Raw genomic sequence first — 17213 nt, 5'->3', positions numbered from 1 at the left:
CCTAGCGGAACCGTAGCGCGGTCGGCCCCTGGACCTTCGAGCCGCGACGCTGCTTGGCGGGCATCGCGGCGAGCCGCTCGCGCAGCTCGACGGCGTACATGGCGAGCGCCTCGACCAGGTCGGGGACGGACGCGTGCTCCGGCTGCACGTCGACGCGCAGGCCGAACTCGAGTGCGGTCTCGGCCGTCTTCGGGCCGATCACCGACACCACGGTGCGCTGGTGCGGCTTGCCGGCGATGCCGACGAGGTTACGCACCGTGGAGCTCGACGTGAACAGGACCGCGTCGAAACCACCCGACTTGATGGCGTTGCGGATCTCCTCCGGCGGCGGCGCCGCGCGCACGGTCCGGTACGCCGTGACGTCGTCGACCTCCCAGCCGCGCTCGGTGAGCCCGGCGGCGAGCGTCTCGGTCGCGATGTCGGCGCGGGGCAGCAGCACCCGGCCCACCGGGTCGAAGATCTCGTCGTACGGCGCGAACTCGGCCAGCAGGCCCTCGCTGGACTGGTCGCCCGCGGGCACCAGCTCGGGCTGGATGCCGAACGCGCGGACTGCTTCGGCGGTCGACTCGCCGATGCAGGCGATCTTCACGCCGCCGAAGTGGCGCGCGTCGAGGCCGTGCTCGGCGAACTTCTCCCACACCGCGCGCACGGCGTTGGCGCTGGTGAAGATGACCCAGGCGTACCGGCCGTCGACCAGGCCCTTGATCGCCCGCTCCATCTGGGCCGGAGTCCGGGGCGGCTCGACCGCGATCGTCGGCACCTCGCACGGGATGGCGCCGTACGCCCGCAGCCGCGCGCTCATCACGCCCGCCTGCTCCTTGGTACGCGGCACCAGTACGCGCCAGCCGTACAGCGGCCGCCGCTCCCACCAGCCGAGCTTGTCCAGGTTCTGGACGCCGCCGCCGACGGTGACCACGACCCGGCCGGAGAAGCCCAGCGCCGCGGCGACGAAGCTGTCCACCGACGAGGTGGTGGTGTACTGCGTGTCCCCGGTGCCGTCCCCGGTGATCGCCACCGGCTGGGTGCCGTCGACGCCCGCGGCCAGCAGGCCGTCGCGCACCGAGGCGAGGTCGCCGGCGTCCACGGCCAGGGCGACCGAGCCGTGCCGCACCGCGGCGGCCAGCCCGTCGAAGTCGAGCGTGGTGACGTCGTCGACGTCGGCGGCGGTGCGCACGCCGGTCAGCGGCACGCCCGCGTAGGTCGCCACACCGGCGGCCTGGGCGACGCCGGGCACGACCGCGAAGCGCACGTTGGTCCGGGCAACCGCCTGGACCTCCTTGACCACCGCGTCGTGGCCGAACGGGTCACCGGTCACCAGGTGCACCGCGTTGCGGCCGGACCGCGCCTCGGACAGCAGCACCTTGGCCACGTCGCCGGGCACACCCTCGGCGGGGCTGTATTCGGTCTGCTCGCCGGTCTCGGCCTTCAGCGTGTCGAGCAGCGCGTCGGGCACGCTGCGGTCGTACACGATGTGGTCGGCTTCGAGCAGCGTGTCGTACGCGCGGCGGGTGAGCAGTCCCGGGTCGCCGGGTCCAGCCCCGACGAACGCGACGTGCCCGGCGGGCTTACGGGTGCGGGTCATTCTGCACTCCCAAGTACATTATCGGCACCGTCTTCGAGCAGGTCGGCGGCCAGGGCCCGCCCGATCTGCTCGGCCTCGGCGAGCGTTCCGGTGCGCGACAGCCGGAGGGCGAATCGCCCGTCCACGCTGATCACCGCACCGCGCAGGTAGATCTCGTCGTCTTCGGTTGTCTCGGCCAGCGCGGCGACGGGTGCACTGCACCCTGCCTCCAGCGCGGCCAGCAGCGCCCGTTCGGCGGTGACCGCCGCACGGGTCGCCCGGTGGTCGAGGGCCGCGAGGGCCTCGACCAGGTCGGCATCTGCGGACCGGCACTCGACGGCCAGCGCGCCCTGGGCGGGCGCGGGCAGCATCAGCATCGGGTCCAGGATCTCGGTGACCTCACCGGCGCGGCCCAGCCGGGCCAGGCCGGCACGGGCCAGCACGACCGCGTCCAGCTCGCCGTCGGCGACCTTGCGCAGCCGGGTGTCCACGTTGCCGCGGATCGGCACGGTGGTCACGGGCAGGCCCAGCGCGTTGATCTGCGCGATGCGGCGCAGCGCGCCGGTGCCGATGACGGCGCCGGCGGGCAGCTCGGCCAGGGTCAGCCCGTCCCGGGCGATCAGGGCGTCGCGCGGGTCGGCCCGCTGGGGCACGGCCGCGATGGACAGACCGTCGGCGGGCGCGGTGGGCAGGTCCTTGTACGAGTGCACCGCGAAGTCGATCTCTTTCGCGGAGAGCGCGTCACGCAGCGCCGACACGAACACGCCCACGCCGAGCTGCTGCACGGGCGCGGACGAGCGGTCGCCCGCCGTCGCGATCTCCACCAACTCGACCCGCAGGCCGGTCGCCGCGGTCACCATGTCCGCCACGGTCTGCGACTGCGCCATCGCGAGGGCGCTGCCTCTCGTACCGAGGCGGAGCACGCCTGTGCTGGTCATCAGGCACCCCCCTTCAAATCTGGCACATCTGCCACCGTGGTGTGGTCCGGTGATCCGGGGATCACCGACAGGTCGAACAGGTCGCGCAGCAGGCTGGCGTACGCCTCTCCGCCGGGCTCGGCGGCCAGTTGGCGCACCCGCACGGTGGGCTGGTGCAGCAGGCGCTGCACGATCCGGTGCACGGTGTGCGCCACGTCGGCGCGCTGGTCGTCGGTCAGGTCGACGCGGCGCTGGGCGAGGCGGCGCAGCTCGGCGCTGACCACTTCCTCGGCCCGGGCCCGCAGCGCGGCGACCGTCGGCGCCACCTCGGCGCCGCGCAGCCAGCTCGCATACGAGTCGACCTCGCCCGCGACGATCTCCTCCACGGCCGCGACCTCGCGGTCCGCGGACGAGCGGGGGCAGACCGGGGCGCCGGACGTGGCCGGGTCGAGCACGGTGCCCAGGCGCGCGACATCGACGAGCCGCACTCCGGGAAGCTCGGCGACGGCCGGCTCGACGTCGCGCGGCATCGCCAGATCGATGATAGTCAGGATCTTGTCGGACCCGGTGCGCGCCGCACCGACGTTCTCGGAAGTGAGCACGTGGCCGGTCGACGCGGTCGCGGTGATCACGACGTCCGCCTCGGCCAGCAGTTCGGGCAGGCGCTCGATCGGGGCGGCGGTGCAGCCGTACGCGTCGGCGAGCCGCTGCGCCCGGTCCTGCCCGCGGTTGACCACGGTGACCGTGCCCGCGCCGCGGCGGGTCAGCTCGGCGACGGCCAGCGCGCCCATCGCCCCGGCGCCCACCACGAGCCAGTCGTGGCAGTCCGCGGCGTTCGCCACGGCGTGGTCCAGCGCGGCGCTGACCATGCTGCGCGGCGCGTGGTCGATGCCGGTCTCGGCGTGCGCCCGCTTGCCGACCCGCAGCGCCTGCTGCAGCAGCTCGTGCAGCACCTTGCCGGCCGCGTCGGCCTCGGTGGCCTGCTGGTACGCCTCGCGGAGCTGGCCGAGGATCTGCGCCTCACCGGCGACCATCGAGTCCAGCCCGGCGGCGACCCGGAAGACGTGGCGGACCGCGTCCTGGCCGTGGTGCACGTAGAGGGTGCTCGCGAGCTGCTCGGCGGGCACGCCGGACAGCTCGGACAGCACCTCGCCGAGGCGGCTCAGCCCGGCGTGGAACGCGGGCACAGCCGCGTAGACCTCGACCCGGTTGCAGGTGGAGACCACGACGGCCTCGGACAGCTCGCCGCCGGACAGCAGCCTGGGCAGCGCCTGCGCGCCTTCGACCAGGGACAGCTTCTCCAGCAGTTCCACCGGCGCGGTCCGATACGACGCGCCGACCACGACGAGGTTCACGCGGCCACCTCTCCTCGCGCGGCGACGGGGCTGCCGTTGACGGCCCCGCCGGCTTCGGCGATGACGTGGGCCACCCGGCCCTGGCCGGCTGCGCGGGCTACCGGCTTGCTCTGCTCGGTTCCGTTGACGGCCGCCTGCGCGGCCCTGGCGGCCGAGTTGGCCTGCTCGGCCTCGCGGGCCGATTTGCGGTGCTCGTGGAACGAGAGGATCTGCAGCTCGACGGCGAGATCCACCTTGCGGACGTCGACCTGCTCCGGGAGGTTGAGCACCACCGGGGCGAAGTTCAGGATGCTGGTGACCCCGGCCGCGACCAGCTGGTCGGCGACGGCCTGGGCGGCACCGGCCGGGGTGGCCAGCACGGCGATGGAGATCGCCTCGGACTTGACCACCTCGGGGATGTCGCCGATGTGCCGCACGGCGATGCCGTTGATCAGTTCGCCGACCCGGGTGAGGTCCGCGTCGAACAGCGCGGCGATGCGGAAGCCGCGGCTCGCGAACCCGGCGTAGCCGGCCAGCGCGTGGCCGAGGTTACCGACACCGACGAGGGCGACCGCGCGGCGCTTGTTCAGGCCGAGGATGTATTCGATCTGGCCGACCAGTGGCTCGATGTCGTAGCCGACGCCGCGGGTGCCGTACGAGCCGAGGTGGGACAGGTCCTTGCGAAGTTTGGCCGAGTTGACCCCGGCGGCGAGCGCCAGGCCCTCGCTGGAGACGGTGTCGTGCCCGGTCTCGGCGAGGTGATGCAGGGCACGCAGATACTCGGGCAGGCGGGCCACCGTCGCCTCGGGCAGGTCCGGGAAATCCGGCACCGCGGAGGGCGTGACCGCGCCGACACGGCCGGTGATCCCGGCTTCGTGACCGGTGCGCTGCTGACTCATGAGACTCCGTGCCGAACAAGGCTTAGACCCCAGATCACATGGCCGAACGGCTCTGTGCTAGCGGGGAACGTCGAGGTAACAGACTAAGCGCTTGTGAACAGGTGCACAAATCGCGATCTTGAAAGCGCGCCCATCCGGGATCGCGAATCGGCCAGAATGCCCCCGCGGCATGTGTGCCCCCACTCTGGCCGAACCCCACTCCACCCGTCACGGAGAGTCGCCGGAAAGGCGGTTCGCGACGGGCGTCCGGATGGGCGCTGCTCCGCGATTATGTCGCAACCATGACAATCGCTCCCAAAACACGCCCACTCGATTGGCCGCATACCCAACCAAAAGCCGCGATTAACTCAAACCGCTCACCAGAGGCGCCGGCCAAGGGCATCCAGAGACGAACGTCACGCCGCGAGCGCGACGGCCTCGAGCAGCGTGTCCGCGACCGGCACGCCGTACGCGCGCAGCTTGGCCGGGTCGGTGAAGCCGCCGGTGTAGAGCACGCAGCGCGCCCCCACGGACGCGGCCGCGTCGGCATCGTCGATGGAGTCGCCGATCAGCACCACGTCGGCGCCCTGCAGGCGCAGCTCGGTCAGGTGCCGCTTCAGGTGGCCGGCCTTGTGCGCCTGCTCACCGGCCAGCCGCTCGCGCAGCCCGTCCACCCGGATGAAGTGCGACGTCAGCTGGTAGCGGGTGACGGTCGGCACCAGCTCCTCGTGGAACCACATGGACAGCAGCGACTGCGTTCCCGTCCAGCCGCGCAGCGCGTCCAGCGCACCCGCGGCCAGCGCCAGCTCGGCCAGTCCGGTGCGGTACGCGTCGTGGAAGACCCGGTCCAGCTCGACGAACTCGGCCTCGGTGATCGGGCGGCCCAGCACGGAGCCGTAGTACTCGCTGATCGGGCGGCGGAAGTCACGGCGGTGCTCGTCGGCGGTCACCTTGATCGACAAGCCCGGCGCGGCCGCGGCGAACGCCACGTTGGTGGAGTTCACGACCAGGTGCAGGTCGTCGACGAGGGTGCCGTTCCAGTCCCAGACAAGGTGCTTCGCGCCGCGCTTCATCCCGCCAGATTACCCACGCCTCCCCTGCTCAGCGTGCTCGGCCCACGGTGGTCAGGAGGACTGCTGCCGGGCGAGGTCGCGGCGCAGCCGCTGCTCCTCGACCCGCCAGTAGCCGTGCTCCCGGCCGTCCAGCATGACCACCGGAATCCGGTCGCCGTACTCGGCCTCCAGCTCCCGGTCACCGGAGATGTCGATCTCCTCGTACGGCTCGCCGATGCGCTTTAGCGCCGCCACCGCGTCCTCGCACAGGTGGCAGCCGGGCCGGGTGTAGAGAGTCAGTCGCGTCACGGTCCCATTCTCTCCAGAGGTCACAGCAGGCCTTTGCGCACCTTGCCGATGACCGAGTACGGCAGCGCGTCGGCGAACTCGATCTCACTCGGGCACTTGAACCGGGCCAGATTCCGGGCGCAGTGCGCGGCCAGTTCCGCCGCGGTGACCTCGCTGCGGGGCGCGGGCACCACCACCGCGCGCACCTGCTGGCCGGTCATCGGGTGCGGCGCGCCCAGCACGGCCGCCTGGGCCACGCCCGGGTGCGCCAGCAGCACCTGCTCCACCTCGGCGGGGTACACGTTGAAGCCGCTGACCAGGATCAGCTCGCCGAGCCGGTCGACCAGGAACAGGTCGCCGTCGCCGTCGGCGTACGCCACGTCGCGGGTGGGCCACCAGCCCTCAGCGTCCGGCCCGCCCCGGCCGTCGGGCCAGTAGCCGGTGAACAGGTTCTCCCCGCGGGCCACGATCTCGCCCGGGTCGGTGCCCGGCGAGTCCGGCATGGCGAGGTCCGGATCGTCTCCGTCGTCCTCGTCGTCCGCGCCGAGCGGCTCCCCGCCCCGCCACACGTCCTCGCCGGCCCGGTTCACCAGGCGCAGCTCGACCCCGGGCAGCGGCCGGCCGATGGAGCCCGGCTTGGCCGACGGGGCGGCGACGGTGGAGGCCAGCACCGGCGCCGTCTCGGTGAGCCCGTAGCCGACCTGCACGGTGTGCCCGGTCAGCGCGGCGAACCGGGCCGCCGCCGCCGGCTCGAGCGCCGCCGCGCCGCACACCGCCAGCCGCACCGAACGCAGCCGCTCGCCGATGTCCGGCACGGCGCTCCAGGCCAGGAACATCGGCGGCACGCCGACCAGCACGCTCACCTGGTGCTCGGCGATCAGCGCGGCCGAGCCAGCGGGGTCGAAGTCGGCGGTCAGCACGCCCGCCGCGCCGTGGAACAGCACCGAGCCGAGGCCGGTGTTGAGCCCGTACGCGTGGAACAGGGGCAGCGCCAGCAGCACCGTGTCGGTGGGGCCGACCAGCGGCGGCTCCACGGCGGCCAGCTGCCGGTGGTTGGCCAGCAGTGCCGCGTGGGGCAGCATCGCGCCCTTGGGCGCGCCCTCGGTGCCGGAGGTGTAGAGCAGCAGCGCCAGCCCGTCACCGGCGTCCTCGGCGGGCACGGCGCCCGCGGCCACCGGTGGCGCGGTCAGCGGGTGCGCCACCGCGTCGGCGACCCCGTCCAGCAGCTCCTGCGGGGCGACCAGCACCTGCGCCCCGCTGTCGGCCAGCACGTGCTGCAGTTCGCGGGGGGTGAACCCGGGGTTGCAGGGCACCGCGACCAGTCCGGCCCGCAACACGGCCAGCAGGGTGACGGGGAAGTCGAGGTCGTTGCGCAGGGCGATCGCGACACGCGCGGGAAAACCGGCCGAGGGGGGCAGTGCCAGCGCGTGCAGGCCGCGCGCCGCGGCGTCGACCCGCGCGTCCCACTCCGCCCAGGTCAGGCTTTCCTCGCCCGCGCGCAGCGCGATGCGGTCCGGTGTCGCGGCGGCATGCTTTCGCAGCAGTGTGGCGAGGTTCACGGAGGCTGAGTTTTCCACAGCCCGGCCCGCGAGCCCACCCCTCGCGTGCACCGTCCTGACACGACGCCGTCACGGCCGCCGCTGTCACGGGGACTACAGGGGCATCACCCGCCCGGGTGAGCCGCCTCGAAACTTTCGGTCAGTACGCGGACCAGCGCACAACGTGTGCGACGACACCTACGGGTGCCGGTGCAACATTTCGGTCCGGCGTGTAACTGACTCCACACCGCTGGGTGAGTTGGGGCCTTTATAGTCCTCAGGGTCGGCTCACCCTTTTTGCCATGAGTCGACACCCCTCAGCCAGAGGAGGCCTTTGTGCCGTTTATCGCACCGAACGAGTACCTCATGGGTGTTCAGCGGCTTATGGTGGAGATTGCCCGGTACGCCGGTGGGCGCGTGCGCCCTCCGCAGTACCGGGACGGATCGGTCTGGGGGCACGCGGAGGTGGCGGGATGAGTTCTGTGTTGTTCGGCGATGAGCTGGTCACCAGCGAAGTGGCGGCGGCTCGCCGGGCCCTGGTCGACGGCCTGACGCTGCTCCGTACTTCGCTCAACGAAATGCTGGCCACGGCGGTACGAGGTGACGGCGGCACCCAGCGGATTCGCACCCGGCAGGGCAACGACGCCACGGCCCGGCACCAGCCCCCGGGCACCAAACCCGTGGGCGGGCGGGTCAACGGGCGCAGCGCCCCGACCCAGGCCAGCGGGTCCGCCACGGAGAGCGGCGAGACCCAGGTCCTGCCGGCCGTCGAAGAAGGGGGCACCGGCGGCACCGGCTATCCGGACCGGCCCGATCCCAGCGATGCCGCGCACGAGGTGTGGACGCTGGTCGAGCGGGCCCAGCAGGGCGACTCGGCGGCGTTCGGGCTCATCTACGACCGGTACGTCGACACGGTGTTCCGGTTCATCTACTTCCGGGTCGGCAACCGGCCGCTGGCCGAGGACCTGACCTCGGACACCTTCCTGCGCGCGCTCAAGCGCATCAGCAGCTTCACCTGGCAGGGCCGCGACCTGGGCGCGTGGCTGGTCACCATCGCCCGCAACCTGGTCGCCGACCACTTCAAGTCCGGCCGGTACCGGCTGGAGGTCACCACGGGCGACGTCCTGGACGCCGACCGCGAGGACCGCGGCCCCGAGGGCAGTCCCGAGACGGCGGTGGTGGACCACATCACGAACGTGGCGCTGCTGACCGCGGTCAAGCAGCTCAACCCCGAGCAGCAGGAGTGCATCGTGCTGCGGTTCCTACAGGGCTTCTCGGTGGCGGAGACCGCCCAGGCGATGGGCAAGAACGAGGGCGCCATCAAGGCCCTCCAGTACCGCGCCGTCCGGGCGCTCGCCCGCCTGCTGCCCGAGGGGTTCGCGCCGTGAATGTGACTCACATCACTATGGGTGACCCGTCACCCCTGGCGGCCGTAACTGATCGTGCCCTGATCCCGTTTGACCGGGTGCGAGCGGCATTCTCTGCGTTCGCCGTAACAATCACCGCGATCAGCGAAGGGGGGTGCCCGCGGTGAACAACATTTCCCTGTTCGATCGTGGGCGTGCCGAGCGCTTCGCCCAGTTGCTCGACGAGGCCAACGGCGGCCGCCGTCACCACACCCGGTCCCGCCTCGACGGCCAGCTCACCGAGCTGGTCAGCGTCGGTCAGCAGCTGCGCACCGTGGCCCTGCCCGGCGTACCCGAGGCGACGTTCAAACGAGACCTGCGCGCTCAGCTGATCGCCACCGCGGAACGCGACGGCATCGGCGTCACCGCCCGGCCCGAGGTCGACGACCAGCGCGCGAGCGCTCCATGGTCGGCCCGCAGGCCGGGACGGGTCCGCGCCCGAGGGGCGATCGTCATCGGCATCGCCGCGGGCACGCTGGCGCTGTCCGGCGTGTCGGTGGCCAGCGGCGAGGCGATCCCCGGCGACGCCCTCTACGGCGTCAAGCGGCAGACCGAAAAGGCCCAGCTCGCGCTGGCCGGCTCGGACCTGTCCCGCGGTCGGCTCTACCTCGAGTTCGCCCGCACCCGCCTGTCGGAGGCGCACGCCGTGCGCACCGACGCCACCGGGTTCGGGGCCGCGCTCACCGACATGGACAGCGACACCACCCAGGGCATCCGGATGCTGATCACGTCGGCCATCGCGCGGCGCGACACCTCCGCCCTGGACGCGGTGGACCGCTTCGTCGCCGACCAGCGGATGCTCGTCGGGCAGCTGCTCGACAGCAGCACCGACCGGGAGAAGGTCACCGGCTCGCTGTCTCTGCTGGACCGGATCGAGAAGCGCTCCGCGGCAGCCCGCACGGCGCTGGCCTGCGGTGCGGGTTCGACCGGCAGCGACCGGTTCGGCTCCGTGCCCGGCGCCTGCGCCAACGCGGTCAGCCAGCCCTCGCGGCCGGCGCAGCAGCCGCAGCCGGCGGAGACCAAGGAGAACGTCAAGCCGGGCAACAACGGCAACCCCGTCGCCCCCCAGGCGTCGGTCGCGCCGAGCACCTCGGCGTCGCCCGCGGCCACCGAGGGCGAGACGGAGCAGACACAGGACGACGGCCTGCTCGACGAGCTGGGCCGGATCCTCGGCGGCCTGCTCGGCTAGCTCGCGGAGACGGATCACAGGGGCGCGGCTGCCGGCAACGGCGTCGCGCCCCTACTGTGTGCGGCGGCCTGCGGCGCATACGCTCTAGCCGTCCGGAACACGGACCGGCCGGCACCCCGGCGCACCGCGTTCCCCGCAGAAGGAGGGCCCGATGGCACGTCGTCGCAGTCCGGCGCAGCCGATCGCCGCCGTCGGCGCGGCCTTGCCGCCGATGCCCCCGGCCGTCATGCCGATGCCCCCGGCCGTCATGCCGATGCCCCTGGCCGAGCCGGCCGCACCGGTCGCCGATCGCACCGGGGCCGCGTTCTTCGACGTCGACAACACGATGATGCAGGGCGCCTCGCTCTACTACTTCGCCCGCGGCCTCGCCTCGCGGCGCTACTTCACCACCATCGACCTGGCCAAGTTCGCCATCAGCCAGGCCCGGTTCCGGCTGCTGGCCGCCGAGCACTCCGGCGACATCGCGCAGGCCCGCGAGGCGGCGCTCGCCTTCATCGAGGGCTGGAAGGTCGACGACGTGCAGCGGCTCAGCGAGGAGATCTTCGACGAGCTGATGGCCGACCGGATCTGGTCCGGCACCCGCGCGCTCGCCGACCAGCACCTCGCCGCGGGCCAGCGGGTCTGGCTGGTCACCGCCGCGCCCGTGGAGCTGGGCCGGGTCATCGCCGCGCGGCTCGGCCTCACCGGCGCGCTGGGCACGGTCGCCGAGATCCGGGACGGGGCGTACACGGGCCGTCTGGTCGGCGAGATGATGCACGGCCCGGCCAAGGCGCACGCCATCGAGGCGCTGGCCGCCGCGGAAGGGCTGGACCTGTCCCGGTGCACCGCGTACAGCGACTCGATCAACGACGTGCCGATGCTGACCAGCGTCGGCCGCGCGGTCGCGGTCAACCCCGACAGCGCGCTGCGCCGGATGGCCCGCGCTCAGGGCTGGGACATCCGCGACTTCCGCTCCGGACGCAAGGCCGCCAAGGTCGCCGTCCCGGTCGCGCTGGGCGCGGGCGTGCTGGCCGGCGCGGTCGCGGGTGGCATGGCGCTGAACCGCCGCCGGAAGAAGACGTGACCCTGCCCGGACGGCGCGGCACCACACTGCCGCCCGGGAGACCGACGCCGCCCGGGCTGCACCGGCATCCGGCCACCCTGCCGATGACCCGCGCGGTGGCTCTGCTGCTGGCGCTGGGCGCGGCGGGTTTCATGCTCGCGCTGAGCCCGCAGCAGCCCGCCCCGCCGCGTTCGGCCGAACCCGCGCTCACCGAGGCGTACCCGGGCGCCACCGTGCAGGACACCCCCGGCGCGCTGGCCGACGGTTCGGTGTACAGCCCGCTCTTCTTCCTCAGCGCGACCGGGTCCGTCGGCACCGCGCTGTCCCCCGGCGGCGACGACGTGCGCCTGCTGCTGCGCGACCGGGGCGGCGAGCGCGAGCTGCGCCGGATGCCCAAGGACCGCGCCGCCGAGTTCGCCGGGTTCACCAGCGACGGCACGATCCTTGCCTGGGTGGAACTGAGCAGCGACGCCGACGGGGCAGGCCGCAGCGGCATCTGGACCGCCCGCCTGGACGGCGGCGCGGCGCGCCTGGTCACCACCGACACCGGTGCCGTGATGCTCTTCGACAAGCAGGGCGACCTGGCCCTGCACGACGGGCAGCTGAGCTGGATGGCCGACGCCGGCAAGCCCGGCTTCTCGGCGATCCACACGGTTCCGCTGGCCGGCGGCAAGCCCGTCGTACGCGAACTCGAGGGCGGGTACGCCATCAGCACCTGGCCCTGGCTGGTCAGCGAGGCGGTGGCCGACGCCGGCTCGATCGAGCTGAACAACCCGCAGACCGCCGAGCGCGTCCTGGTCGGCGTGCAGACCGGCGAGCTGATGAGCTGCTCGGCCACCTGGTGCCGGTCGCTGGTCATCGGCAGCACCGAGGCGTCCACCGTCATCGAGCTGATGCGCCCGGACGGCTCCGAGCGACTGCGCACGGTGACCGGCGCGGTCTCGTCGGCCATCGCGGACGTCGCGGTGCTGGACCGGTTCGAGGTGTACACCCGGAGCACGCAGGGCCTGACCACCACCCGCGTCATGCTCTACGACCTGAAGACCCGCAGCCTCGCCCTGGTCACCGCGAACGCGGGCCGGGTCGCCTGCCGCGGCGGCGTGCTCTGGTGGTCCACCGGCGACAACGAGACCCTCACCTGGCACGCCCTGGACCTGCGCACGCTGTAATGCCGGCGCCCGCCTCCGCGGGCGCGGCGGTCGGCCTGGGAGGCCTCCCTTACCCGCCGGTCGCTCGTCGCTGCGCGACTTCCGCTCCTGGCGGGTGCGGTCGGCGGCCGACCGCGGTGGGCCCTACGCGGAGAAGGCGTCGGGGCGCAGTTCGAGGGTTTCGTGGAGCATGGTTTGGATGGTCTCGCGGACCTGGTCGGCGAGGTTGAAGACGACCGCGGGGTCGTCGGCGCCGTCGGCGTACGGGGTGGTGTCGATGGGCTCGCCGAAACGGATCATCCACTTGCTCGGCAGCGGCACCAGGCCCAGTGGGCCCAGCCACGGGAACGTCGGGGTGACCGGGAAGTACGGCACGCCGATCAGCCGGGCCAGCGGCTTGATGTTGCCGAGCAGCGGATAGATCTCCTCAGCCCCGACGATGGCCACCGGCACGATGGGCTTGGCGGTGCGCAACGCCGCCGACACGAAGCCTCCGCGGCCGAAGCGCTGCAGCTTGTATCGGTCGACGAAGCGCTTGCCGACGCCCTTGAACCCCTCCGGGAAGACGCCGACCAGTTCCTCGGCGTGCAGCAGCCGCTCCACGTCCGGGTTGCAGGCGAGCGTGGCGCCCGATTTGCGGGCCAGCTCCGAGACGAACGGCATGCGGAACACGAAGTCGGCGCCGAGCAGCCGCAGGTGCCGACGGGCCGGGTGCTCGTCGTGGCAGGCGACCGAGAGCATCAGCGCGTCCAGCGCGACCGTGCCGGAATGGTTGCCGACGACCAGCGCGCCGCCCTCGGCGGGCAGGTTCTTGACGTCGATCACTTCGGTGCGGAACCAGTGGCGGTAAAGCTGGCGCAGCACCGGCTGGAAGACCTGGTCGGTCAGCTCGGGGTCGAAGCCGAATTCGTCGACCTGATACTGCCCGGACAGCCGTCGGCGCAGGAACGCCAGGCCCGCGGCGACCCGCTCGTCGAACTCGTCGTCGAGCTCGGCGGGTGCCCCGGTGGCGTCATGTGAACTGGTCACCTGCCCGACCTTCCCTGGTCCGCGCGTGGATCGCCGGAGGCCCGGACGGCGGGCCGCCCGGTCCGCTTCTCCCGCACCGACCTGATCATGTCGAGCAGCCGCTGCTCGGTCGCGGCCACCAGCGCGGGGGTGATGACCGCGCCCGGCTTCTGAGCCTGAACGAAGTCGTCGAAGGCGTCGGCCGTCGAGCGGGGCGTGAAGCCATACTGCCGGACCAGCTTCGCGGTGTCGACCACGCGGCCGTGCACGAACAGGTCGACCTGGTCCAGGCTCAGCCCGGCCACCCCGCGGCCGACCGAGGCGGCAGCGTGCATGGCGGGCTCCAGCACCGGCAGCGCGATGCGCCCGGACCGGCGCACCGCCTGGGACAGGGTCAGCGTGCCCGGCCCGGCCACGTTGAAGGTGCCCTGGTGGTCCTCCAGCACCGAGCGGCGCAGGATCTCCAGCGCGTCGTCGACGTGGATGAACTGCAGCCGCGGGTCGCGCCCCAGCACCGTCGGCACCGCCGGGCGGGCCAGGAACTTCAGCAGCGCCGTGTCGGCCTGCGGGCCGACGAACGGGGCGAAGCGCAGCACCGTGGTGGTGACGGCGGGCCGCCGGCGACGGAAGCCGCGCACGTACGACTCGATGTCGAGGATGTCGCGCCCGTAGCCGCCGCGCGGGGCGTCCCGGGGTTCGGTGTCCTCGGTGAACACGGCCGGGTCGCGGAACGAGACGCCGTACGCGGCCGTCGACGAGCGCACCACGAGCCGGCGCAGCGACGGCATCTGCTGGCAGGCGGCCAGCAGCTGGAGCGTGCCGATGACGTTCTGGTCCTTCATCGCGGCCCGCCCGCCGGCGTCCGGATCGGGCGAGGAGACCACGGCGAGGTGCACGAGGGCCTCGGCGCCCAGTTTGACCAGGGACGAAGCGCCCTCGGTCAGGTCGGCGCGGCGCACCGCGACGTCGCGCAGCAACGGCGCGAGCTCGTCGGGCGGATCGACGCGGTCCACCCCGACCACCTTGCTGACCCGGGGGTCCGCGGCGATCCGGGCGGCGATGGTCGCGCCGAGGAACCGGCTGACGCCGGTGACGATGACGACCCGGGGTGCGCGTGCGCGATCGACGGCGGAGCCGTTGGCGACCGCGGTCATGACGCGCCTCCCCGGGGCGGCGAAGAATGAAGAGGAGCACCGCGAACCCCGCGAGCCGTACGGCCCGCAGCGGGGTGACGCGGGATCACGCCCGAGCCGGAGACGTCACCGCTGATCCGCGACAGGTGCGCAACGAGGCGCGGCGGATCGGCCAGGTAGCTCAGCTACGGGCGTGTGCCTCACTTGCCGAGACGGCGACGCTGGACGCGGGTCTTGCGCAGCAGCTTGCGGTGCTTCTTCTTCGCCATACGCTTGCGGCGCTTCTTGACCACGGAGCCCATATGGCATCCCCTCGAAGTTGACGGTGGTGGAACCCGTTCAGGGTAGCCGAGCAGCCGCGAGCTCACTGCCAGGGGTCACCGTCAGGGTGAGCCGGGATACCTATTGCTCCGAGAACGCGCCCCGCAGGTACTCCTGAACCGCCTGCTCAGGGACCCGGAAGGAGCGGCCTACCCGGACGGCGGACAACTCCCCCGAGTGGACCAGGCGGTAGACGGTCATCTTCGACACCCGCATCAGGGTCGCCACCTCGGCGACGGTGAGGAATCTGACCTCCGCCAGCCGTGCGTCCTGTCGTGTCGATCCGATCATGAGCAGGCCCACCTCCTCCGGTACAGGCCGCGCCGCGGGGACGCGCCGCGATCGCGGTAGGTGTCGCGAGCACGGATTCCTGTGTAATGAGTACGGTACCGGGACGGTTGTGACCGATGCGAGCCTTTCGCCAAGATCGGGCCGATCACGGCATGATCAGGCGACGCTGTGCCGGATGAAGTCGGCGCACTCGCGCTCCAGCACGGCCCACTCCACGCCCAGCGTCTCCCTGGCGGCCACCGGCACCGTCACGCCGTCGTGGACCACCCGGTGGAAGAACTCGACCAGCCGGTCCTCGCCGAAACGGTCCGCCAGGTGCCGCACGGCCAGCGCGCTCATGCCGTACCGGGCGGAGACGATCCAGCCCTTGGTGCCCTTGGGCGGGTCGGTGAATTCCACGTCGCCGTTCCAGCCGTCCTCGACCAGCTGCCGGATGGCGGGCATCCGCAGGTAGTCGCGCACCCGGGCGCCGTCCATCAGCGCGTACTCGGCCAGGCCCTCGTGCAGCCACCACATCGAGTCGCTGTCCTTGAACGGCCCGGCCAGCGACGACGCATGGGTCAGCTCGTGTCGCAGCACCCCGCCCAGTACCTCCGGCGTGATGTTGTCGTCGTAGAGCATCAGCTCCCAGCGCTCCACGCTCACCCGCAGCGCGACGCCGGAGACCGTGTCCCCGGGATTCCAGGTGAACCAGCGCCGCCACTCGTCCGAACCGGCGTAGTAGACGACGTACCGCGCCGGGACCGCGCCCGCGCGGGCGAACCGGTCGGCGACCCTGGCCGCCTTCTCCGCCTCGGCCAGCAGGGTCGGCAGCTCGCCCGCGTAGTCGGGCGTGGTCGCGACGACGGTGCGCTCACCGGCGTCGGCGACCAGTTCCGCGACCTGCCACGGATGCGGCGACGGCTGGGCCGCGACCGGCCGCCATTCGATGAGCCACGCGCGCCCGTCGCGGATGCGCCACCTGGTCTGCGCCCGCGCGCCGGCCTTCGCGCAGGTCGGCGTCACGAAGCAGGGGGTGCCGCGCAGCTCGGTCGACCACTGCTCGCCGCCCTCGGCGGCCACCGGGGTCGGGTTGCTCGGCTCGTCCGACCACTGCGCCACCCGCATCGCGCGCAGCGACCGGAACTGCGTCCGCATCCCGTCCAGCACCTGCGGCGCGGCCGTGTCGACCACGGACAGGTAGGCCGCCTCGTCCCCGGCCAGCAGCGCCCGGTGCTGTTCGGTCAGGGCCGCGCCGATCCGGTCCTTGATCCACGCTTGCCGAGCGGCGAACGGTGCGTTCGGACCAGGGCTCGGCGCGCCGGTCGGTGCCGCGCCGTCGAGGCGGTTCTTCAGCCACGGGAATGCCAGCACGGCGAGCCCGCCCGCGACCAGGCAGAACACCAGGACCACGACGGCAACGATCGCGAGCAGCCGCCCCCAGCGCCGCCGGGGCCGCGGCGGCGGTCCGCCCTGCGGCCAGCCCGCCGGATGGCCGCCCGGCACGCCCGACGCGGGAAACGGCGGATACCCGCCGGGTATCCCGGACACCGGGTAGCCGGGCATCCCGGACACCGGCCGGGCCTGGTGCCCGCCACCGGGCATCCCGGACACCGGGTATCCGCCGGGCGTCGCGGAGACCGGGTATCCGCCGGGCGTCGCGGAGACCGGGTATCCGCCGGGCGTCGCGGAGACCGGGTATCCGCCGGGCGTCGCGGAGACCGGGTATCCGCCCGGAGCCGAGGAACCAGGCGGCGGGTAACCGCCCGGTACCGAGGAGACCGGTGGCATCGGCGTGGCCGGCTGCACGAAGGTGACCTCCGCCGGTGGCGCATAAGCGGCCAGCGGAAGTGTGGGCGGCTCGACCTGGGGCGGCGCGTATCCGGCCAGCGGCGCGGTGGGCTGCTCGTCGTCCGGTGGCGCCGCGGAGTGGGCGGCCGCGATCACCGCGGCCGGGGTGGGGTCCTCCTCGTCGAGCGGCAGGAGTTCCGGGGCGCTGCGCGCCCAGGGATCCACGGCCCCCGTGCCGGTCTCGTCGGGCGAGCGTCGATCGGCGGGCGGGGGCCAACCGGCGGAATGGGTCTCGTCCTCGGGGGGCACGGACGTGGAGGCTACCAACGGGTTGCGG

General features: G+C 72.9%; 15 protein-coding genes and 1 pseudogene. 4 read left to right on the top strand and 12 right to left on the bottom strand.

The features are described from left to right. Window position 1: 1 nt before the first annotated feature. The 7 genes from FLL47_RS17765 to FLL47_RS17735 form a co-directional block, all read right to left on the bottom strand. Window positions 2-1582 carry a bifunctional uroporphyrinogen-III C-methyltransferase/uroporphyrinogen-III synthase gene (locus tag FLL47_RS17765; protein ID WP_144121669.1) on the bottom strand — a complete coding sequence of 527 codons (1581 nt, stop codon included), beginning with the start codon at window positions 1580-1582 and terminating at the stop codon, window positions 2-4. After that, window positions 1579-2499, bottom strand: coding sequence for a hydroxymethylbilane synthase (gene hemC / locus FLL47_RS17760; RefSeq protein WP_144121668.1), 921 nt, complete (start codon window positions 2497-2499; stop codon window positions 1579-1581). The genes FLL47_RS17765 and hemC overlap by 4 nt, the downstream gene beginning before the upstream one ends. Continuing rightward, window positions 2499-3833, bottom strand: coding sequence for a glutamyl-tRNA reductase (locus FLL47_RS17755; RefSeq protein ID WP_144121667.1), 1335 nt, complete (start codon window positions 3831-3833; stop codon window positions 2499-2501). Before FLL47_RS17755 ends, hemC begins: the two co-directional genes overlap by 1 nt. Continuing rightward, window positions 3830-4711: a redox-sensing transcriptional repressor Rex gene (locus FLL47_RS17750; protein WP_144121666.1), complete on the bottom strand. Its 882-nt coding sequence runs from the start codon at window positions 4709-4711 to the stop codon at window positions 3830-3832. Before FLL47_RS17750 ends, FLL47_RS17755 begins: the two co-directional genes overlap by 4 nt. Window positions 4712-5106: 395 nt before the next feature. Beyond that, window positions 5107-5763, bottom strand: coding sequence for an HAD family hydrolase (locus FLL47_RS17745; RefSeq protein WP_144121665.1), 657 nt, complete (start codon window positions 5761-5763; stop codon window positions 5107-5109). Window positions 5764-5814: 51 nt separating this feature from the next. Further along, on the bottom strand, window positions 5815-6051 hold the full coding sequence (locus FLL47_RS17740; RefSeq protein ID WP_144121664.1) for a glutaredoxin family protein: 237 nt from the start codon (window positions 6049-6051) through the stop codon (window positions 5815-5817). Between the two features lie 20 nt (window positions 6052-6071). Next, window positions 6072-7589 (bottom strand): AMP-binding protein, encoded by a 1518-nt coding sequence (locus FLL47_RS17735; protein ID WP_144121663.1) that lies wholly within the window; start codon window positions 7587-7589, stop codon window positions 6072-6074. Between the two features lie 557 nt (window positions 7590-8146). On the opposite strand from FLL47_RS17735, the gene FLL47_RS17730 reads away from it, so the two are divergent. From FLL47_RS17730 to FLL47_RS17715, 4 genes and pseudogenes are all read left to right on the top strand, one after another. Then, window positions 8147-8956, top strand: coding sequence for an ECF subfamily RNA polymerase sigma factor, BldN family (locus tag FLL47_RS17730; RefSeq protein ID WP_425457729.1), 810 nt, complete (start codon window positions 8147-8149; stop codon window positions 8954-8956). A 142-nt stretch (window positions 8957-9098) separates the two neighbouring features. Continuing rightward, window positions 9099-9938: pseudogene (locus FLL47_RS17725) on the top strand (DUF5667 domain-containing protein); the annotation flags it as partial. 472 nt (window positions 9939-10410) lie between these two features. Further along, complete coding sequence (locus FLL47_RS17720) at window positions 10411-11226, top strand: HAD family hydrolase (RefSeq protein ID WP_246158252.1); 816 nt, start codon at window positions 10411-10413, stop codon at window positions 11224-11226. Continuing rightward, the gene (locus FLL47_RS17715; RefSeq protein WP_144121660.1) at window positions 11223-12374 is read left to right on the top strand and encodes a TolB-like translocation protein; all 1152 of its coding nucleotides are present in this window, start codon (window positions 11223-11225) and stop codon (window positions 12372-12374) included. Before FLL47_RS17720 ends, FLL47_RS17715 begins: the two co-directional genes overlap by 4 nt. 123 nt (window positions 12375-12497) lie before the next feature. Here the strand turns inward: FLL47_RS17715 and FLL47_RS17710 are convergent, their stop codons facing one another. The 5 genes from FLL47_RS17710 to FLL47_RS17690 all read right to left on the bottom strand — a co-directional run bounded on the left by FLL47_RS17710 (window position 12498) and on the right by FLL47_RS17690 (window position 17185). Next, window positions 12498-13382, bottom strand: coding sequence for a lysophospholipid acyltransferase family protein (locus tag FLL47_RS17710; protein WP_144121659.1), 885 nt, complete (start codon window positions 13380-13382; stop codon window positions 12498-12500). Next, a complete protein-coding gene (locus FLL47_RS17705; protein ID WP_144121658.1) occupies window positions 13379-14515 on the bottom strand; it encodes an NAD-dependent epimerase/dehydratase family protein in 1137 nt (378 codons plus the stop codon). The genes FLL47_RS17710 and FLL47_RS17705 overlap by 4 nt, the downstream gene beginning before the upstream one ends. 179 nt (window positions 14516-14694) lie before the next feature. Beyond that, window positions 14695-14796 (bottom strand): 30S ribosomal protein bS22, encoded by a 102-nt coding sequence (locus FLL47_RS17700; protein WP_007465623.1) that lies wholly within the window; start codon window positions 14794-14796, stop codon window positions 14695-14697. Between the two features lie 100 nt (window positions 14797-14896). Further along, window positions 14897-15106 carry a helix-turn-helix domain-containing protein gene (locus FLL47_RS17695; RefSeq protein WP_120321539.1) on the bottom strand — a complete coding sequence of 70 codons (210 nt, stop codon included), beginning with the start codon at window positions 15104-15106 and terminating at the stop codon, window positions 14897-14899. 156 nt (window positions 15107-15262) lie between these two features. Beyond that, complete coding sequence (locus FLL47_RS17690) at window positions 15263-17185, bottom strand: hypothetical protein (RefSeq protein ID WP_144121657.1); 1923 nt, start codon at window positions 17183-17185, stop codon at window positions 15263-15265. Between the last annotated feature and the right edge of the window lie 28 nt (window positions 17186-17213).

The sequence above is a fragment of the Catellatospora sichuanensis genome, assembly GCF_007483665.1.
In the GTDB taxonomy this organism is placed as follows: domain Bacteria; phylum Actinomycetota; class Actinomycetes; order Mycobacteriales; family Micromonosporaceae; genus Catellatospora; species Catellatospora sichuanensis.
This window is presented reverse-complemented; position numbering and strand designations above follow the sequence as displayed.

What these genes read in the sequence shown, in the direction of transcription:
- FLL47_RS17765 (WP_144121669.1), bottom strand. Translation starts at nt 1,582, where the DNA reads ATGACCCGCACCCGTAAGCCCGCCGGGCACGTCGCGTTCGTCGGGGCT.
- FLL47_RS17720 (WP_246158252.1), top strand. Translation starts at nt 10,411, where the DNA reads ATGCCGATGCCCCTGGCCGAGCCGGCCGCACCGGTCGCCGATCGCACC.
- FLL47_RS17750 (WP_144121666.1), bottom strand. Translation starts at nt 4,711, where the DNA reads ATGAGTCAGCAGCGCACCGGTCACGAAGCCGGGATCACCGGCCGTGTC.
- FLL47_RS17705 (WP_144121658.1), bottom strand. Translation starts at nt 14,515, where the DNA reads ATGACCGCGGTCGCCAACGGCTCCGCCGTCGATCGCGCACGCGCACCC.
- FLL47_RS17745 (WP_144121665.1), bottom strand. Translation starts at nt 5,763, where the DNA reads ATGAAGCGCGGCGCGAAGCACCTTGTCTGGGACTGGAACGGCACCCTC.
- hemC (WP_144121668.1), bottom strand. Translation starts at nt 2,499, where the DNA reads ATGACCAGCACAGGCGTGCTCCGCCTCGGTACGAGAGGCAGCGCCCTC.
- FLL47_RS17695 (WP_120321539.1), bottom strand. Translation starts at nt 15,106, where the DNA reads ATGATCGGATCGACACGACAGGACGCACGGCTGGCGGAGGTCAGATTC.
- FLL47_RS17730 (WP_425457729.1), top strand. Translation starts at nt 8,147, where the DNA reads ATGCTGGCCACGGCGGTACGAGGTGACGGCGGCACCCAGCGGATTCGC.
- FLL47_RS17700 (WP_007465623.1), bottom strand. Translation starts at nt 14,796, where the DNA reads ATGGGCTCCGTGGTCAAGAAGCGCCGCAAGCGTATGGCGAAGAAGAAG.